Genomic DNA, 17,196 nt, shown 5'->3' on the forward strand with positions numbered 1-17,196 from the left:
GGCCGGCTGAAGGACTGGAGACGCGTTGCCACCCGATACGACAGATGCCCGGAAACCTTCTTCTCCGCTATCGCCCTCGCAGCAACCGTCATGTTCTGGCTCTGAAACTCAATGAGTCTGGAGCCTAGGCAGCCCTTTTAACCCTTCTCGATGCCCCAACTGCATTCATGCGCCAGCTAATCACCTGCTCGGTGATCCCCCAAGCTTCGGAGAGAGTTGTGAGGGTGTATTGTCGGCGTTGGATCATACGATAGGCATCGAGAGCTGCATACTCTGAGACCAATAGCACTGGGCCAAGCGTCTCGGCTTCAAGCTCATCAGTTGAAGAAAACTCCCGAATACCACCGTTGGTAAAGGGGTTCACCGGCTGATGTCGTAAAATCACGTGAGCAAGCTCGTGCGCGATGTCAGAAGCTTGGCGTTTCCTCTCGGTCGCATCGTTGAGCAGGATGAACGCACGCGTCCCGTCAAAGCACGCAGCTGCTGAGAAACCGCATCCCTTCTGCTGAGAGAGCAATAGGTGCTTTTCGGGAAGGTCAGGGAGTGAGGAAAGCAGGATCACGGGCACTTCTAAGTGCGTACACAGGCGGCGTGGGCAGATAGGTGCGGAAAGAGAGAGGCCCATCTCCTTACGCAATTCATTTGCCCACCAATGCGCTTCTGAAAGAAATCCACGACGCGGCTTTGCTTTCGCCAACTACTTCTCCTTGCGGAACTGCTCGTATGCTGCCTTGATCATGACTTCGATGGCCGCTGCCCCCTCCGGCGCTATGTTCTTATCTGCCCGGAGAAGAGCCATAATCTGGCCTAGAGGTTCGGGTTTGGCAACATCATCATGGGAACTCATGAAGTCGTCCGCGCTCAGCCCCGACCAGCGGCATAGCGCCGCGAGGGTATCCACGTCTGGCCGCTTCCCTTGCGCGATACGGGTGAGTGTCGAGGCGCTCACCTCGGCCTGTTCGGCCACAGCCTTCCAGGTCAGGCGTTTCGCCTGACGGTGCCCATCGAGGGCATGGTAGAACGCTTCGTTAAGAAACTGTTCCCTCATGCTGATTTCACTCTTGCAATCTCCTGTCTGTATCGCAATATGTATCAAGATTGCGATCTTGCAATCAGTAACCCATCTCGCAACCGAAAGGAAAGCGAAAATGTCAAGCGGCAAGAACCAGTACGTCGTCACGCGTGGCGACAAGTGGGCAGTTCGCGGTGAGGGCAACGAACGCCCGACCCGCGTGTTCGATACCCAGCGTGAGGCGATCAACTTCGGACGCGGCATCGCACGCAACCAAGAGTCGGAGCTGCGCATCCAGGGGCGGGATAGCCGCTTCAGGGAAGCCTACAGCTACGGCAACGATCCCTATCCTCCGAAAGGCTGAGGCATGATCAAGTTCAAATACAAAGGTCGGAGCTTTTCTTCGGCACAATCTTTGGCCAGTGCAATGCAGCGCGATATCCAAAGTGCCTATGAGCAGCGGGTGCGTCGGGCGGCGGCCAACAGCGGCCTGAGCGTGCGAAAGACGTCGCAGGGCCTTGAGGTTAGTGGAAGTGCTACCAACATGGGACGGTTCTACAACCGTCTCGGGCGGTGAGCTTCCCGCTTCAGCCTCCCATCGTTCAAACTTAAGGGCGCGACGGTTACATCCGTTGCGCCCCCTTTTGTTTAGGCTTGAAACCAGCCTTGTTTGAACTCCGCAAGGGTTACTGCTTTCTGAATTGCCGCGACCGTTCTGCCGCACTGCCTTCCGTCGGCTTCTCGCCCTCCGCGTCGGGCAAGCAGTTTGCCCCGCGCCGTTGCCTCCTTTCAGAACTCTGGTATGATGAAGTCATACCTTGACCTGATGTGGAGTACACCATGACCGTGAAGACCACCCTCAGCTTCACCGACCGCCACCACCGTTTCCTGACGGAGAAGGTGGGTGCCGGGGTGTTCGCCTCGCAGTCGGCGCTGGTGGCCGCCGCGCTGGAGCAGATGATCCAGGACGAGGAGGAGCGCGAGGTCGCTCTGGGCGCCCTGACCGAAGAAATCCGGGGTCGGCTCCAGACGCCTCGCGATGCCTTTCTCGATGCCGACAGCGCGTTTGCCCGTGCTCGTGCGCGGGTCGTGCAGGGCGTTCGGTGAGCTACCGCATCCGCTTTCACCCCTCGGTCGCCGATGATCTCGAATGGATCACCGGCTGGATTTCCGACTATGCGGGATCATCCGTTGCTGCCGCAAAACTGGCGGAGATCGAGACCACTATTCTCGGCCTCGCCGCGACGCCACACAAAGGCAGCACGCGGGACGAGATCGCCCCCGGTCTTCGGGCGATCCCGGCGGGACGCAAGGGCGTTGTCGTGTTCAAGGTGGACGATGACATGCGGGAGGTTCTGATCTACGCCGTGACCTACGGCGGTGCGGACTGGATCAGGCGTAGCAAGTCCCGAAGCTGAGGTGGGCTTAGGGGCGATGCCGATCAGGCGGCTTTAGCTGAGCAGGGCTGGATGATCGCTCGGAACATCTTGAAACAGTTGGTAAATCCTGCCCCCGCAACCAAAAATCCTAACCTTTTCAGATAGTTAGAACCCGACATAAACCGTCGGGCTTTTGCGTTGCGAATTCTTGTCAACACCTGGTCAACGTTTGACGAGCCTACGCTAACGGCTGTTCCTCCAATGGATGGCGGCCTTCAAGCCTTTCTCCCTGCGGATTCGATTGAACTCGGTTCGTTCCGGGCCGCCAGAAGTCTCGATCACAATATCGGTTTCGACGGCAGCCAGCAGAGCATTGCGCATACCGCGGATGTCGTAACTGCGGTTGATTGCGCGCTTGGTTAATTCGACGGACAGCGGGGCGCCGGCCACGATCTCGCGTGCCTTTTCGAACGCACGCTCGACATGCCGTCCCGCAGCGACGGTTTCGGTGACCAGCCCGATCTGGGCGGCACGGGCGGCCGACATCTGGTCGTTGCCGGTGAGCAGGATGTCCTTGGCATGTTTCGGTCCCACCATCCAGGGCAGGACCATGGCGACAATGCCAGAGCCGAACCGCACCTCGGGTTCGCCGAAGACCGCGTCCTCGGCCGCGACCGAGATGTCGCAGGCGGCGGCAAGTTCTAGCCCGCCCCCGATGCAGTGACCATGCACGGCCGAGATGGTGGGCTTGGGGCAATCCCAGAATTGCATGATGAACTCGAAGTCGGCTTCAAGCACCTTGCGCCAGTCGGAAACGGTTCTCTCGCCCGCGGCGGCGGATTCCTTAAGGTCGAAGCCGGCAGAGAATGCGCGCCCCTCGCCCGAAATGATGAAGCAACGGATCGCCGGATCCTTCTGAAGCGTGGCCGTGATCTCGGTCACCTCGCGCATGAGGACCGAGTTGATCGCGTTCAGGACACGGGGACGGTTCAGGATGATGTGGACAATTCCGTCATCCGAGATCTCGGCCCGGACAGTCTCGTATTCAGTCATGGGTGACAGCTTTCGCTTGGCGCAGGGTGATGCAGTCGACGGCAAGGGCGCCGTTCGGACCGGCGAGGACCGGGTTGATCTCGAGTTCGGCAATCCTTCCGCGCGTCCCCGCTGCGACGGCACTGAAGCGCGCGATCAGGGCGCAAAGGGCCTCAAGATCCACGGGTTCGCGGCCGCGCGCCCCGGTCAGCAGGGGATAGCCTTTCAGCGACTGGAGGGCTTGCAGCGCCTCGGCCTGGCTGAAGGGGGGAACAAGCGCTGTGGTGTCGCGGAATATCTCGGTGAAGATGCCGCCGAAGCCTAAGGTCACCAAGGGGCCGAAATCGGGGTCGGTGGTCATGCCCAGTATCAGTTCGACCCCCTCGGCCATGGCTTGAGCGATGATCGGCGCGTCTGGGTGGCGCTTGCGCAGCAGGGCCAGGGCCGAGCAGGCCTCGGCCAGGGTCTTAATGTTCAGGACGACGCCGCCCTGGTCGGATTTGTGAGCAATGGCGGGATCGTCGATCTTCAACGCGACGGGAAGGCCGTGCCGGGCCGCGAAAGCCGCGATGTCCCCCGGCGTCCGGACATCGACGAAGGGCGCGCAGGCAATTCCGACGCTTTGCAGAAGTCGGAAGCCGTCCAGGCTGCGCAGGCTGTCCTGCGGTGCAGCATTCAGCAGGGTTTGCGACGCTTCGGGAAGCGGCAGGGCCTGGGCCGGCTGGGCGGTCTGGCGGCCGAAGTGGTAGTGGCGCAGATGATGAAGGGCGGAGAGGCCGGTCTCGGTTCCCATCAGCACGGCAATCCCGCGTCCGCGCAGTTCCGCGGCGATGCCGGGTGACAGGGTCGTCGCGATATTGCCCATCACCACCACGGGTTTGTCCGTGGCCTGATGCACCTTGCGGATGGCCGCCGCCGACATTTCCGAAAAGTTGCGGTCCGGCGGCAGGTTGGTTGCCATCACAACTACGCCCACGCCGGGATCGCGGGCCATCTCGGTCAGGACCGGGGCCATCACATCGCCCCCGTCGCCCCAATAGTCCAGCGGGTTCGACGGCTCCATCCCCGGGTCCAGATGTGCACCCACGGCCGCGAGGGTCTGGGGCTGAAGCGTGGCGAAGGGCAGGCCGCGGTCGGCGGCGAGGTCGACAATCAGCTGCCGCTCGCCGCCAGAGTCGGTGCCAAGCGCGATGCCGGGCGCGGTCATCGGGCGGGTCATGGCCAAAAGCTCGGCCGTGTCCAACAGCTCGTCCAGGCTGCGGACGGAAATGACGCCAAGGCGCGCGAACATCGCGTCATAGGCGGCGCGGGAACCCGAGAGGGCGCCGGAATGCGAAATGGCGAAGGTCTTGGAGGCTTCGGTCCGTCCCAGCTTTAGCGCAATGATCGGCACGCCCCGCGACCGGGCCAGCTCAGCGGCCTCGATGAAGGCGGCGGGGTCTCGGACGGTTTCAAGCACGCAGGCGATGACTCGGACATCGGTCTGTTCCAGGAAGTGCCGGATATAGTCGGCAAGCCCGGTGGCCAGCTCTTGCCCGGCCGAGACGGCATAGTCGAAACCCATCTGCCGACGGTTCCCGACCAGCCCGGACCAGCTGGAACCCGAATGCGAGATGAGCGCAACGCCCGATGGCGCGGGCAGATCGCGAAACGGCATGCCGGACATTTGCAGGCGGTCGGGAAGGTTAAGAAATCCCATGCAGTTCGCTCCGCAGATCGCCATGCCCGCGTCGCGCGCGATGGCGCGGACGGCCTCCATCCTAGGGCGGCCCGCATCGGTTTCTCCATAGGCGCGGCCGAAAAGGACGGCTCCCTTCACCCCGGCCGAAGCGGCTGCTTCCATCGCATCGACGATCAGCGTGTCGCTGATCGCGAAGGCAGCACAATCCACGCCGCCCGGGATGCTGGAAACTTCCGGGTGGCAGGGTGCCGTGCCGATCCGGTCGTAGCGCGGGTTCACGAGATGGACCGCGCCGGGGTAGCCCAGCGATTGAATCGCAGTGGCAAGGTTCGCCCCAAAGCTCCCGGGCCTGGGGCTGGCGCCTACCACCGCGATGGACTTTGGCCTAAGCAAAGCCGTCATGGGGCTGTTCATCGTCAGGCGTCCTTTCTTGCGCAGGTCAGGTCCGACAGGAAGCGGCGGGTGGCGACGTATCCGTCATGGATCGCCTCTTCGGCGCTGCGGGCCATGGTGCAATCGCCGACGGTGATGAAGGGCAGGCCCAGGTCATGCACCTGGCCCTCAAGCGCATTGCTCGGGGCGTTGCCGGCGACCCGGACAATCGTGTCCACCCCCTCAAGGACGATGGGCGCGCCGCTGGCGGCATGGGTGAAATAGGCAGTGTCGGTGTCCAGGCCAAAGAGACGGGCGTAGGGGATGACCTCGATCCCCGCCTTGTGCAGTTTGCCTGCCCAATGGTCGCGAACGTATTGCTGAAGGTTCTGGCCGGCGCAGATCCCGTTCACCGCCAGTCGAACCTGGTGGCCTTTCTGTGCCAGAAGCAACGCAATGCCCGGCCCGATCCAGTCGCAGCGCCAGTCGGCCACAACGACGCGCCCGCCCGGATTGGCCGCGCCGGCCAGCACCTCGGTCGCCTCGAGCAGATGGCCATCGCCTTCGACTTCGGCGGGAACAGGGGCTGATCCGGTGGCAAGGATGACCGCCTCGGCGCCCGAGGCGCGCAGAAAGGCCGGATCGACGGGCGCGTTCAGCCGCACCTCGACCTGCCGCAAGGACAGCTCGGTCTGAAGGTTGGTGATCAGTCCGCCGAACTCGGCCCGGTCCGGCAGCATCTGCGCCAGAAGTGCCTGCCCGCCAAGCTGCGGGGCGGCTTCGGCAAGAAGCACCTGGTGGCCCATCTCTGCGGCGGTGACGGCCGCCTTCATTCCGCCGGGCCCCCCGCCCGCCACCACCACGCGCCGCGCGCGCGGCGTTGCGGGCAGCGGGTCAAAGCGCCGCTCGCGGCCCGTGACCGGGTTCTGGATGCAGGAAATCGGGTTGCCGGCGTGGAAATGTCCGATGCAGGCCTGATTGCAGCCGATGCAGGCGCGGATCTCGTCCGCGCGGCCGCCCATGGCCTTGCGCGGCATGTCGGGGTCCACGATCAGGGCGCGGGTCATGCCGCACATGTCGGCCTGACCCGCAGCCAGCACGGCTTCGGCGATCTGGGGCCGGTTGATACGGCCGGCGACAAAGACCGGAACCTTCACCGCCGCCCGGATCGCCGCTGCCCGTGGCGCGACATAGGCGGTGTCGATCTCCATCGGCGGGACGACATGGATCGACCCGCCAAGGGCCGCCATGGTTCCCATCGTGGTGTTGATGTAGTCGACCAGCCCCTCTTCGGCCAGTTGGCGGCAGATGCCGATGACCGTGGATTGATCGAGGCCCCCGACGTCATCCTCGTCGGCCGAAATGCGCAGACCCAGCACGACGCCGTCCCCGACCGCCTTCCGTGCGCCGATCAGCGCCTCTTTCAGCGGGCGAAGGCGGTTCTCGGCCGAGCCGCCATAGATGTCCTCGCGCCGGTTCGAGGCGGGGTTCAGGAACTGCGCGAAGAGAAGGCCGTGGCTCGCCATGAGCTCGACCCCGTCGTAGCCCCCCTCGGCATAGCGGCGGGCGCCCTGGGCCGCGGCTTCGATGATTTCCGCCACCATCTCGGTCGGCATCTCGCGCGGGACGGTGTGAAAGCGGTTCTCGGGCACCGAAGAGGGCGCATAGACCACCCCGCGCATCCCGTCGGTCATGCGGCGGCTGACCCGGCCCGAATGGGAGAGCTGGCCAAAGATCCGGGCGCCGTGTCGCTGGACCGCTGCTGCAAGGCGGGCGTAATGCGGGATCGCGTCGTCGGAGAGGATGACCAGTTCCGGCGCCTCGCCTAGGGTCGAGGCATGAAAACGGGCGGATTCGTTGACGATCAGCCCCGCACCACCGCGTGCCCGCGCCTCGTGATAGGCAATCAGATCATCGCCGGGAACATTGCCTTTTGCCAGCCAGGTCTGGTGGCCGGTGGACAGGATACGATTGCGGATCTCGCGCCCGCGGATCGTCAGGGGGGAGAACAGGTTGGGAAATGTGGCGGGCATGGGCGTCTCTGACCAAATCTGAGGTCAGCATAACAACTGGGGCCTTGATGCAGGCCGCAGAAATTGTAGGAACGCCATTACCTGAAGTTGGATCAAAGCCATGCCCCTGCGAACCAGACTCCCCTCCCCAGGGGCGCTATTCATGTTCGAGGCTTCGGCCCGCCACCTGAACTTCACCCTCGCCGCGCGTGAGTTCAACGTGACGCAGCCGGCCATCAGCCGGATGGTCTCGCGGCTGGAGGCGCATCTTGGCGCCCAGCTTTTCCTGCGACGGTCCACGGGTCTTGAGCTGACTGAAGAGGGGCGCCTTTTGCAACGCGCGGTGCGCGAGGGGTTCGACCGGATCGAGGATGCTCTGTCCGAGATCGAGGCCGGTCGGCATCAGGAGGATGTGGTGACCCTGTCGGTCACCTCGGCCTTCGCGATCCACTGGATGATGCCCCGGCTGGACCGTTTCCGCCGCGAAGTTCCCGGCGTGACGATGCGGCTGGATCTGATCCACGGAGAGCCGATCGGACGACTGGGTGCGGCTGACCTTGGGCTGCGCTATGGTCGGGTCGACGGCGAGGATGTGGAGCGCTGGGCACTGGTCCCCGAGGTGGTGATCCCGGTGTGCAGCCCCGCCTACCTAGCCGCCCATGGCCTAATCGACGGAGAGCGGGGCCTTGCCGGTCATGTCCTGGCCAGCCTTGTCGGCCGGATGCGCATTCCCTGGCCCCGCTTCCTGGACATGGTTGGTCTGGGGTCGATGCGGGATGCGACAGAGCTGAGTTTCTCGGACTATGCGCTGGTCATCCAGGGCGCGACCAAGGGCCAGGGCGTGGCGCTTGGCTGGTGGCATGTGGTGGCGGGCGAGATCCTTGCCGGGGCGCTGGTGCCCGCCAGCGGCCTGATGTTGCAGACCAGCACGTTCTACAACCTCGTGGGGCGCCGCTCTGCCGTGCGACGACCTGCGGTTCAGAAGGTCCGCAACTGGTTGCAAGCCGAGTTTGACGCCCTGGAAGCGCAGCGCGCAGTTCTGGGGCTGACGGCTGTGAACGGGCCAGCTATCCCGCCGGGCTGAAGATATCGCGCACCAATGCCTGGGGTTGGCGGCCGATGGCTGCCGGCGGCAGGGCAGGGCGGCCTCGGATCATGTCGGCGGCCTTTTCGGCGATCATGATCACGGTCGCATTCAGGTTCGCCCCCACGACGTGCGGCATGACCGAGGCATCGACGACGCGCAGCCCCTCGATCCCGTTCAGCCGCAGGCTGGGGTCCACGACGGCGGCCGCATCCGTCCCCATCCGGCAGGTGCACGAGGGGTGGAATTCCGTCTTCACGCCCTGGCGCAGAACGGCGTCCAGATCGGCATCCCTCCGGGCCTGAACGCCCGGCGCGACCTCCAGCGTGCCGAGCCGGGCCAGAGGCGCCTGTGACACGATCTCGCGCGTGACCTTCACGCCCTCGCGCATCTCGACGATGTCGCGCGGGTCGCTGAAGAAGCGGAAATCGATGCGCGGCGCGTCCTTCGACGAGGCGCTGCGCAAGGTCAGTTGCCCACGACTGCGCTGGCGCAGTTGTGACAGATGCAGGGTGAAGCCATGCGAAAGGCCGAAGCTGCCGTCGGGGCGGGCGTCGATCTTCATCGGGGCGACATGGTAATGCACTGTCGGCAAGGCGGAATCCGGCATCGCCCGTGCAAAGCCACCGATCTCCCAGATGTTCGAGGCACCTGGGCCGGTCTGGCGGAGCATCCATTCCAGCCCGACCTGCAGCTTGCCCAGCCGGGACCCCATCCAGGCATGTGACACCGGTTCGCTGCAGCGGAAAGACATTCCGAGATCGAGGTGATCCTGAAGATTCCTGCCGATTCCGGGCTGGTCCAGCGCCACGCGGATGCCATGGCTTCTTAGTTCGTCGGCCGGTCCGATCCCTGAAAGCATGAGGAGTTGCGGCGTGTTGATCGCCCCGCCGGACAGGACCACCTCGCGCCGGGCGTGGGCACTGTGGACCTGACCGGCCTGCCCGTATTCCACGCCCACCGCGCGCCCGCCGGCCAAAAGCAGGCGATGCGCCAAGGCCCCGGTTTCCACCCGCAAGTTGCGACGGTGCAGGGCCGGACGCAGGTAGGCCACCGAGGCGCTGCATCGCCGACCGCCCCCTTTCGAACAATCAAGCCGCCCGATCCCCACCGCATCCGGGCCGTTGAGGTCTTCGATCAACCGATGGCCCGCGGCGGCCGAACTCGCCTCGAACGCATCAAAGATCGGTGAGGCCAGCCGGCCTTTCGCCACCTGCACAGGTCCGTCGCCGCCGCGATAATCCGACGCCCCGCGGTCCGAGGTCTCGGACTTGCGGAAATAGGGCAGGCAGTGGGCAAAGCTCCACTCCTCCAGCCCTTGTTCGGCCCAGGCGTCGTAATCGGCCGGATGCCCGCGCAGCCAGACCATTGAATTGATCGAGGACGATCCTCCCAGCGTTCTGCCGCGTGGCACCGGGATGCGGCGTCCCGCCAATGCGGCCTGGGGTTCGGATTCGTAGTTCCAGTTGAAGGCCGGATTGTGGAACACCTTGTAGACCCCGGCCGGGATCTGCATCATCAGCGAACGGTCGGGCCCCCCGGCCTCCAGCAGCAGCACGCTGACATCTGGATCCTCGGTCAGCCGCGCTGCCAGGACGCAGCCGGCCGAGCCGGCACCGACGATCACATAGTCAAATTCCATGGCCGCGGTTGTCATGGGCAAGTCTCGTACCTGTTGCGAGAGGTGGTCGGGCGCGGGCCTCTAGGCCGCGCGCTCGGCGATGATGCGGTCCAGCCAGCCCACTGCCATGTCGGGGACCGAGGCGAGCAGGGTTTCGGTATAGGGCTGGTGTGGCGGTGCGAAGACCTCGGCTTTGGCGCCCTGTTCGACGATGCGACCGGACTGCATCACGACCACCCGGTCCGCGACGGCGCGCACCACCTCGATGTCATGGGTGATGAACAGGTAGGACACGCCGAGGCGGGCCTGCAGTTCCAGCAGCATCCGAAGGACTTCGGCCTGCACCACCTTGTCCAGCGCCGAGGTGATCTCGTCGCAGATGATCAGTTCCGGGTCCGCCGCAAGGGCGCGGGCGATGGCGACCCGCTGCTTCTGCCCGCCAGAAAGCTGCCCCGGCAGGCGGTCGGCATGGGTCGGATCCAGCTCTACCATCCGCAGCAGCTCCTGGATGCGGGCCTCGCGTCTGGCCCCGCGCAGCCCGTGATAGAGAGCAAGCGGCCTGCCAAGGATCTTGCGCACCGTATGGCGGGGGTTCAGTGCGGTATCGGCGGACTGGTAGATGATCTGGACGCGCCTGATCGTCCCCAGCGAGCGACGCGAGACGAGGGGAGGCAGAGGCTCGCCATCGTAGGTCAGGCTGCCGCCGGACGGTTCCTTCAGCCCGACGATCACCCGGCCAAGCGTCGATTTGCCAGATCCGGATTCACCCACGAGGGCCACTGTCTCGCCCCGGCCGATCTGAAGGTTGATGTCCTGAAGCACCTCGAACTGCTTGTAGCGCGCCGATAGTCTGGAAATGGTCAGAAGCGGTGCGCCTTTCTGCAGATGCGTGGCGGACGTGTCCACCGGCATCTCATGCACGGCCCAAAGCGTCTTGGTATAGGGATGCTGGGGGGCGTCCATGATCTGGGCGATGGGCGCTTCTTCCACCACGACGCCATGGCGCAGCACGGCGACGCGGTGCGCGATCTGGGCGACGACGGCAAGGTCGTGGGTGATGTAGATCGCCGCCACCCCGAAATCCCTGATCACATTCCGGATCGAGATCAGCACTTCGACCTGGGTTGTCACGTCCAGCGCCGTCGTCGGTTCGTCGAAGACGATCAGGGCGGGGTTGCAGATCATCGCCATCGCAACCATCGCCCGCTGAAGCTGCCCGCCTGATACCTGATGCGGAAAGCGGCTGCCAAACTGCGCGGGGTCCGGCAGTTTCAGTGCGGTGAACAGGGCAACGGCGCGCGCTTCGGCCTCGGCCCGGGTCAGGCCGCCACGGTCTACGGCGACCATGACGATCTGGTCCATCAGGCGATGGGCGGGGTTGAAGGCTGCTTGCGCGCTTTGGGCGACGTAGGCGACTTTGGTTCCCCGGAAGCGGCGGCGTTCGTCCTCGGGAATGGCGAAGAGATCCTGTCCCTGCAGGCGTACGGTTCCCCCCGACACCCTGGCGCCCGGCCGCAGGTATCCCAACGCGGCAAGTCCGATGGTCGATTTTCCAGCCCCGGATTCGCCGACAAGTCCCAGAACCTCGCCGGGATGGATCGCAAGGGTCACCCCCCGCACGATGGCCGACCATTCGTCATTGGCCTTGGCGTCGATGCGCAGATCGTTGATCTCGATGACAGGTGAGGCCATGGTCAGCCCTCCTCGGTCAGGCCGCTGGCCCGGTTCAGCATCCAGTCAACGACGAAGTTCACCGCGACGGCCAAGAGCGCGATTGCCGCGGCCGGTATCAGCGGAGTTATGTCGCCCATGTTGATCAGCGCCGCGTTGTCCCGCACCATCGAGCCCCATTCCGCCGTGGGCGGCTGTATGCCGACACCAAGGAAAGACAGCGCGGCGATGTTCAGGAAGATGAAGCAGAAGCGCATCCCGAGTTCGGACAGAAGCAGCGGCAGGATGTTGGGAAATATTTCGTTCACCGCGATCCAGAGACTGCCCTCGCCCCTCACCTTCGCGGCTTCGACGAAATCCAGGCTGGCGACGTTCAGCGCCGCCGCTCGCGAGATCCGGTAGAAACGGGTCGAGGTGAGAATGGCGATGATCAGGATCAGGTTCACGATGGAGCCGCCCAGGATCGACAGGATCATCAGGATGAAGATCAGGTCGGGCACCGACATCAGGGCATCGACGATCCGCGACAGCACCTGGTCCACAAATCCGCCCACCAGCGCGGCAAACATGCCCAGCAGGCAACCGATGGTGAAGGAGATGATCGTCGTCACCAGAGCGATCGAGATCGAATTGCGCGCGCCGAAGATCAGTCTCGACAGAAAGTCCCGGCCGAGCTGGTCGGTCCCCAGCAGGTGCTCGGCGCTCCAGCCATCAAATGGAACGCGAGAGACGACTTCGACTTCGCCATAGGGCGCAATAAGCGGCGCGAACAGGGCAACAAAGGCATAGGCCAGCGTCACCAGCATGCCGAACTTGGCCGTCAGCGGGGCCGAGCGGACCAGACGGATAAGTTGCGTCACGCGGCTGGGGGCCGCAGGTCTTGCAGTAGCTTCCATGGGTCCCTCAGCGCGGATGCAGCAGGCGTGGGTTGCTGATGATCGAGATGACATCGGCGATCAGGTTGAAGCCGATGTAGGCTGCGGCGAAGATCAGGGCGCAGGCCTGGATCACGGGCACGTCCCGGTTGCGGACCGCATCGATCATCGCCTGGCCGACACCGGGATAGACGAAGACGACCTCAATCACGACGACGCCAGAGATGAGATAGGCCAGGTTAAGCGCCACCACGCTTGCGATCGGACCAATGGCGTTGGGAAGGGCCTGCCGCATGACGACGCGCGCTTCCGGTTCGCCCTTCAGGCGGGCCATCTCGATGTAGGGGCTGGCCATCACCGACAGGATCGCCGCCCGCGTATTGCGGACCATGTGCGCGAGGATCACGAGAAGCAGCGTCAGGATCGGCAGAACCATCCGGTAAAGCTGGTCTCCCCAGTCCATGCTGGCGCGAATTCCGGCCATGGAGGGAAAGAGCTGAAGTTTCACCGCAAGGACCATCATCACGATGTAGGCAACGAAGAACTCGGGCACCGAAATCGAAGCGAGGGTGCTGGTCGACAGGAACTTGTCGATGAACCGCCCCCGGAAACGTGCGCAGACGATGCCAAGCGCAATCGAGACCGGCACCGCAATCACCGCAGTTATAGAGGCCAATACGACGGTATTGAGGAGTCGGGGGCCGATCACATCCATGACGGGGCGTCCGGCGAAGGACATTCCCATGTCGCCCATTGCCGCGGCCCCCAGCCAGCCGAGGTAACGGAGGAACCAGGGTTCGTTCAGGCCCAGTTGTTCCTCCATCGCGGCGACGGCCTCGGGCGTGGCGTTCTGGCCCAAGATGGCCGAGGCGTAGCTTCCCGGCAGCATGGCAACGGCCGAGAAGATCACCAGAGACACGATGACCAGGCTCAGGACGCCAAGGCCGACCCGGCTTGCCACCATCGACAGGATCGGCCGGGGCTTGCGTGTCATGCGTCGCCAACTCCTTGTAGGCACTTTCATCAACAATCCACCCACCAGGGGGCCGCGCGATGCGTCCTGCACCTCAGGCATCCAGACGCCACCACCGTTCGGCCGCGCGATGGTTGTCCCCCGGAAGGATGCCACCCATCGGGCCATGTCCGATGTTTGCCGACATGGCGAGGCGCCAGCTTACGAAGGCGACCGTGATCACTCCGCCATCATCATGCAGGATCTGCTGCATCTCGGCATAAATCGCGGCCCGTTTGGCCTGGTCAAGCTCGGTCCGGGCCGCCTTTTGCAGCTCGTCGAAGCGCGCATTGTTAAAGCCCGTGTTGTTCCACGGCGCGTCCGAGGTGTAGGACGTGGCGAAAAGCCAGTCCAGCGTCACCCGCCCATACCAGTCAGAGGCGTTGAATGGCTTCTGCAGCCAGACATTGTCCCAGTAGCCGTCATCGGCTTCGTTGACGATATTGATCGTGATCCCGGCCTTGGCGGCATGTTCCTTGAACAGGACGGCGGCTTCGACCGCGCCGGGGAAGGCGGATTCCGCTACCGAGAGGTCGACGGTTACGCCGTCAAGTCCGGCCTCGGACAGGATCGCCTTGGCGGCTTCGGGGTCGTACTGATGCTGCGGCGGCGTTTCGGAGAAATAGGGCATGATGCGCGCGACCGGGGTGTCGTTGCCCTTTTCGCCTTCGCCCAGGAAGACCTTCTGCAGGATGTCGTCGCGATCGATGGCAAGCTTCAGCGCCTTGCGCACCGCGGGATTGTCATAGGGGGCAACCTTGCAGTTCATGTCGAAGGTCAGGTGACGCAGGCTGGGCGTGCGGACGACCTTAAGGTCGGGATTGCCTTCCACCATGGCGATGTTGCGGATGTCCACATCCTCGATCACGTCCACCTCGCCCGTCAGCAGCGCGTTCAGGCGCGCCGTGCTGTCCGGGATGTTGATGATTTCCAGCGCATCGAAATGGGGCAGGCCGGGCTTGTGATAGTCCGGGTTGCGAACCAGGCTGATGGCGATTCCCGGCTCGAAGCTGACCAGCTTGAAGGCTCCGGTTCCGATCCCAGATTCCCAGTCGATGCCGCCGCCCTCGCGCGCCGGGAAGATGGACAGGTGGTAATCGCTGAGAAGCGCCGGGAAGTCGGCGTTGCCGGCGGACAGGGTGAAGACCAGATCCTCGCCCTCGACGGCGACATCCGCGATCTGTTCCACAATCGCCAGCGCACCCGAGGTGCTGCCTTCGCCCATATGGTGCAGGATCGACTGGCGTGCATCCTCGGCGGTGAAGGGGCGGCCGTCGTGGAACTTGACACCCTTGCGCAGGACGAAGGTCCAGCGGACGGCGGCCTCGTCCGAACTCCAGCTTTCGGCCAGGTCCCCGGCAATCGACCCATCGGGAAGAAGCTCGACCAGGTTGTTGCAGAGTGCACCATTGAAGGCCACGCCAGTCGTAACCGTGGCCCAACCCGCCGGATCGAGCGTTTCGGTTTGCGAGCCGTCGTTCATCCCGTAGCGCAGGGTCCCGCCCTGCTTCGGGCCTTCTTGCGCCGCAAGCCCGCGGGGCAGGGCAAGCGAGCCCGCCGTGATGGCGAGGCCAGCCAGAAAACCGCGCCGTCCGGGCGCAAGCAGGCGGGAGAGTTGGGTCATGGTGCTGATCCGTTCAAATGTCTGATCGGTGGAGTTGGCCGAGATGTTTCAAGCGTCGGGCGGAACCGTGTCCGCCCGACGCAGGCGTGGGACCGTCAGTCCTTGCGCCACCAGCGTTCGCAGATCCGCATGTTGTCGAGGGGCATGAGCCCGCCAACCTCGCCATAGCCGATATTGTTGGAGATGGCATTGCGCCAGTCGACGAAGGCAACCGTCAGGATGTTTCCTTCGTCATGCACGATCTGTTGCATCTCGGCGTAATAGGCGGTGCGCTTCGCATCATCCGTCTCGGCCCGGGCAAGCGCATGCAACTCGTCGAACCGGGCGTTGGACCAGCCGGCGTTCCAAGGCGCGTCCGAGGTGTAGATGGTGGAGAACAACCAGTCAACCGTGGCACGACCGAACCAGTCGACCGCGGCGAAGGGCTTCTTCAGCCAGACATTCTCCCAATAGCCGTCCGCGGCTTCGCGGACCACGTTGATGGTGATACCGGCGGGCGCGGCATGTTCGGCGTACAGCACCGCGGCTTCGATCGCACCGGCAAAGGCATTCTCGGCAACATGTAGGTCCACGGTGATCGTTTCGAGCCCGGCCTTGGCCAGATGCTCCTTCGCCTTCTCGATGCTGTATTCCCGCTGCGGCATCTCGTGCGAGAATTTCTGGATCTGCGAGACCGGGTTGTCGTTGCCCTTGCGGCCTTCGCCCAGGAAGACCTTCTCGATGATATCGTCCCGGTCCAGGGCGTACTTCAGGGCAAGCCGCACATCCGGGTTGTCGAAGGGGGCCACGCGGGTATCCATGTCGAAGCTGAAATGCCGCAGGCCCGGCACGCGCTGGACGTGGAAATCGCTGCTGCCCTCGATCATTGACACGTTGCGGATGTCGATATCCTGGATGAAATCGACCTCGCCGGTCAGCAGCGCGTTCAGGCGCGCGGTTGCATCCGGGATCGAGATGAACTCGACCTCGTCGAAATAGGGCAGGGGCTTGTGGTAGTTGGGATTGCGCACCAGCTTGGTCGCGATCCCCGGCTCGAAGCTTTCCAGCTTGAACGCGCCGGTTCCGTTGCCGGACACGTCGATCCCGCCCCCTTCGGCGGCAGGCAGGATGGACAGGTGATAATCCGAAAGCAGGTAGGGGAAGTCCGCGTTGCCTTCCTTCAGCGTGAAGATGACGACGTCATCGCCTTCCGTCGCGATGGAGGCGATCTGCTCGACGATCGCTCGGCCTCCCGAGGTGGAGTCGGGCTTCATGTGATGCTCGATCGACTGGCGCACGTCCTCGGCTACAAGGCCACGCCCGTCATGGAAGGTGATGCCGGACTTGAGAATGAAACGCCAGACTTTCGCCGCCTCCGACGGTTCCCAGCTTTCGGCCAGATCGCCAGCGACCGAGCCATCGGGAAGGATCTCGACCAGGTTGTTGAAGATACCGCCGTTAAAGCCGGCCCCTGTCCAGCTGGTCGACCACGTGCCGGGATCGAGGTTGTCGTTCTGCGAGGCGTTGTGCAGGCCCAGGCGGAACAGGCCGCCCTTCTTTGGGGTGTCCTCGGCGCGCGCTGCACCGGGAATGGTGGCTGCGGCACTGGCGGCCAGCAGCGCGGACGTGCGCAGCAGGAACTCGCGGCGCGACAGCGTCCCGCGGCGCAATCCGTGAGCCAGTGCATCGATCTGGTGGTGATGCGATTCGTTCATTTCAAACCCCGTTGCCGTTGTCGCTGTTGTCTTTTCCGGGGTCGGGCGGTTCGTTCCGACAGTGGTTCCCGCTCGCTTGTGCCCCGACCCGTTCCACACTATTCGGAAATGCGTTGCTGTCAACAAA

At 64.0% G+C, this 17,196-nt stretch carries 16 protein-coding genes and 1 pseudogene; 6 read left to right on the forward strand and 11 right to left on the reverse strand.

What is annotated here, in order from left to right:
- A pseudogene (locus I7S92_RS21580) lies at positions 1-105 on the forward strand (IS5/IS1182 family transposase); the annotation flags it as partial.
- A gap of 19 nt (positions 106-124) precedes the next feature.
- On the opposite strand, the gene I7S92_RS21585 reads toward I7S92_RS21580, so the two are convergent.
- Together I7S92_RS21585 and I7S92_RS21590 are read right to left on the reverse strand one after the other, a co-directional pair.
- Entirely contained in the window at positions 125-697 is a 573-nt protein-coding gene (locus tag I7S92_RS21585; RefSeq protein WP_197647574.1) for an ImmA/IrrE family metallo-endopeptidase, read from the reverse strand.
- Positions 698-1,048, reverse strand: a complete 351-nt coding sequence (locus I7S92_RS21590) for a helix-turn-helix domain-containing protein (protein ID WP_197647575.1) — start codon at positions 1,046-1,048, stop codon at positions 698-700. It abuts the gene before it with no gap.
- A 100-nt stretch (positions 1,049-1,148) separates the two neighbouring features.
- Here I7S92_RS21590 and I7S92_RS21595 point away from each other — a divergent pair, with 100 nt between their 5' ends.
- From I7S92_RS21595 to I7S92_RS21610, 4 genes are all read left to right on the forward strand, one after another.
- Positions 1,149-1,376 carry a DUF2188 domain-containing protein gene (locus I7S92_RS21595; protein ID WP_197647576.1) on the forward strand — a complete coding sequence of 76 codons (228 nt, stop codon included), beginning with the start codon at positions 1,149-1,151 and terminating at the stop codon, positions 1,374-1,376.
- A gap of 3 nt (positions 1,377-1,379) precedes the next feature.
- Positions 1,380-1,589, forward strand: a complete 210-nt coding sequence (locus I7S92_RS21600; RefSeq protein WP_197647577.1) for a hypothetical protein — start codon at positions 1,380-1,382, stop codon at positions 1,587-1,589.
- 263 nt (positions 1,590-1,852) lie between these two features.
- Entirely contained in the window at positions 1,853-2,119 is a 267-nt protein-coding gene (locus I7S92_RS21605; RefSeq protein WP_206761150.1) for a type II toxin-antitoxin system ParD family antitoxin, read from the forward strand.
- Positions 2,116-2,430, forward strand: a complete 315-nt coding sequence (locus I7S92_RS21610) for a type II toxin-antitoxin system RelE/ParE family toxin (protein ID WP_197647579.1) — start codon at positions 2,116-2,118, stop codon at positions 2,428-2,430. Before I7S92_RS21605 ends, I7S92_RS21610 begins: the two co-directional genes overlap by 4 nt.
- A 204-nt stretch (positions 2,431-2,634) precedes the next feature.
- Here the strand turns inward: I7S92_RS21610 and I7S92_RS21615 are convergent, their stop codons facing one another.
- The 3 genes from I7S92_RS21615 to I7S92_RS21625 are packed head-to-tail and all read right to left on the reverse strand — an operon-like array spanning position 2,635 to position 7,509.
- Entirely contained in the window at positions 2,635-3,444 is an 810-nt protein-coding gene (locus tag I7S92_RS21615) for an enoyl-CoA hydratase/isomerase family protein (protein WP_197647580.1), read from the reverse strand.
- A complete protein-coding gene (locus I7S92_RS21620) occupies positions 3,437-5,506 on the reverse strand; it encodes an acetate--CoA ligase family protein (RefSeq protein ID WP_197647581.1) in 2,070 nt (689 codons plus the stop codon). The genes I7S92_RS21615 and I7S92_RS21620 overlap by 8 nt, the downstream gene beginning before the upstream one ends.
- 14 nt (positions 5,507-5,520) lie before the next feature.
- Positions 5,521-7,509, reverse strand: coding sequence for an oxidoreductase (locus tag I7S92_RS21625; protein ID WP_197647582.1), 1,989 nt, complete (start codon positions 7,507-7,509; stop codon positions 5,521-5,523).
- Positions 7,510-7,651: 142 nt separating this feature from the next.
- Between I7S92_RS21625 and I7S92_RS21630 the strand changes: the two genes are divergently transcribed.
- Positions 7,652-8,572, forward strand: coding sequence for a LysR substrate-binding domain-containing protein (locus tag I7S92_RS21630; protein WP_197647583.1), 921 nt, complete (start codon positions 7,652-7,654; stop codon positions 8,570-8,572).
- On the opposite strand, the gene I7S92_RS21635 is transcribed toward I7S92_RS21630, so the two are convergent.
- The 6 genes from I7S92_RS21635 to I7S92_RS21660 form a co-directional block, all read right to left on the reverse strand.
- Positions 8,556-10,214 carry a GMC family oxidoreductase gene (locus I7S92_RS21635; RefSeq protein WP_197647584.1) on the reverse strand — a complete coding sequence of 553 codons (1,659 nt, stop codon included), beginning with the start codon at positions 10,212-10,214 and terminating at the stop codon, positions 8,556-8,558. The two genes, I7S92_RS21630 and I7S92_RS21635, sit on opposite strands and share 17 nt — an antisense overlap.
- Positions 10,215-10,274: 60 nt before the next feature.
- Entirely contained in the window at positions 10,275-11,885 is a 1,611-nt protein-coding gene (locus tag I7S92_RS21640) for an ABC transporter ATP-binding protein (protein WP_197647585.1), read from the reverse strand.
- Between the two features lie 2 nt (positions 11,886-11,887).
- Complete coding sequence (locus I7S92_RS21645; protein ID WP_197647586.1) at positions 11,888-12,760, reverse strand: ABC transporter permease; 873 nt, start codon at positions 12,758-12,760, stop codon at positions 11,888-11,890.
- Positions 12,761-12,767: 7 nt separating this feature from the next.
- Positions 12,768-13,733 (reverse strand): ABC transporter permease, encoded by a 966-nt coding sequence (locus I7S92_RS21650; protein WP_242070346.1) that lies wholly within the window; start codon positions 13,731-13,733, stop codon positions 12,768-12,770.
- A 73-nt stretch (positions 13,734-13,806) separates the two neighbouring features.
- Positions 13,807-15,375 (reverse strand): ABC transporter substrate-binding protein, encoded by a 1,569-nt coding sequence (locus I7S92_RS21655; RefSeq protein ID WP_197647587.1) that lies wholly within the window; start codon positions 15,373-15,375, stop codon positions 13,807-13,809.
- A gap of 95 nt (positions 15,376-15,470) precedes the next feature.
- Positions 15,471-17,069 carry an ABC transporter substrate-binding protein gene (locus I7S92_RS21660; RefSeq protein WP_197647605.1) on the reverse strand — a complete coding sequence of 533 codons (1,599 nt, stop codon included), beginning with the start codon at positions 17,067-17,069 and terminating at the stop codon, positions 15,471-15,473.
- Positions 17,070-17,196 lie beyond the last annotated feature (127 nt).

This window comes from Tabrizicola soli (assembly GCF_015999335.1).
In the GTDB taxonomy this organism is placed as follows: Bacteria; Pseudomonadota; Alphaproteobacteria; order Rhodobacterales; family Rhodobacteraceae; genus Tabrizicola; species Tabrizicola soli.

What these genes read in the sequence shown, in the direction of transcription:
- I7S92_RS21650 (WP_242070346.1), bottom strand. Translation starts at nt 13,733, where the DNA reads ATGACACGCAAGCCCCGGCCGATCCTGTCGATGGTGGCAAGCCGGGTC.
- I7S92_RS21630 (WP_197647583.1), top strand. Translation starts at nt 7,652, where the DNA reads ATGTTCGAGGCTTCGGCCCGCCACCTGAACTTCACCCTCGCCGCGCGT.
- I7S92_RS21625 (WP_197647582.1), bottom strand. Translation starts at nt 7,509, where the DNA reads ATGCCCGCCACATTTCCCAACCTGTTCTCCCCCCTGACGATCCGCGGG.
- I7S92_RS21655 (WP_197647587.1), bottom strand. Translation starts at nt 15,375, where the DNA reads ATGACCCAACTCTCCCGCCTGCTTGCGCCCGGACGGCGCGGTTTTCTG.
- I7S92_RS21595 (WP_197647576.1), top strand. Translation starts at nt 1,149, where the DNA reads ATGTCAAGCGGCAAGAACCAGTACGTCGTCACGCGTGGCGACAAGTGG.
- I7S92_RS21600 (WP_197647577.1), top strand. Translation starts at nt 1,380, where the DNA reads ATGATCAAGTTCAAATACAAAGGTCGGAGCTTTTCTTCGGCACAATCT.
- I7S92_RS21645 (WP_197647586.1), bottom strand. Translation starts at nt 12,760, where the DNA reads ATGGAAGCTACTGCAAGACCTGCGGCCCCCAGCCGCGTGACGCAACTT.
- I7S92_RS21635 (WP_197647584.1), bottom strand. Translation starts at nt 10,214, where the DNA reads ATGGAATTTGACTATGTGATCGTCGGTGCCGGCTCGGCCGGCTGCGTC.
- I7S92_RS21620 (WP_197647581.1), bottom strand. Translation starts at nt 5,506, where the DNA reads ATGACGGCTTTGCTTAGGCCAAAGTCCATCGCGGTGGTAGGCGCCAGC.
- I7S92_RS21660 (WP_197647605.1), bottom strand. Translation starts at nt 17,069, where the DNA reads ATGAACGAATCGCATCACCACCAGATCGATGCACTGGCTCACGGATTG.
- I7S92_RS21605 (WP_206761150.1), top strand. Translation starts at nt 1,853, where the DNA reads ATGACCGTGAAGACCACCCTCAGCTTCACCGACCGCCACCACCGTTTC.
- I7S92_RS21590 (WP_197647575.1), bottom strand. Translation starts at nt 1,048, where the DNA reads ATGAGGGAACAGTTTCTTAACGAAGCGTTCTACCATGCCCTCGATGGG.
- I7S92_RS21615 (WP_197647580.1), bottom strand. Translation starts at nt 3,444, where the DNA reads ATGACTGAATACGAGACTGTCCGGGCCGAGATCTCGGATGACGGAATT.
- I7S92_RS21640 (WP_197647585.1), bottom strand. Translation starts at nt 11,885, where the DNA reads ATGGCCTCACCTGTCATCGAGATCAACGATCTGCGCATCGACGCCAAG.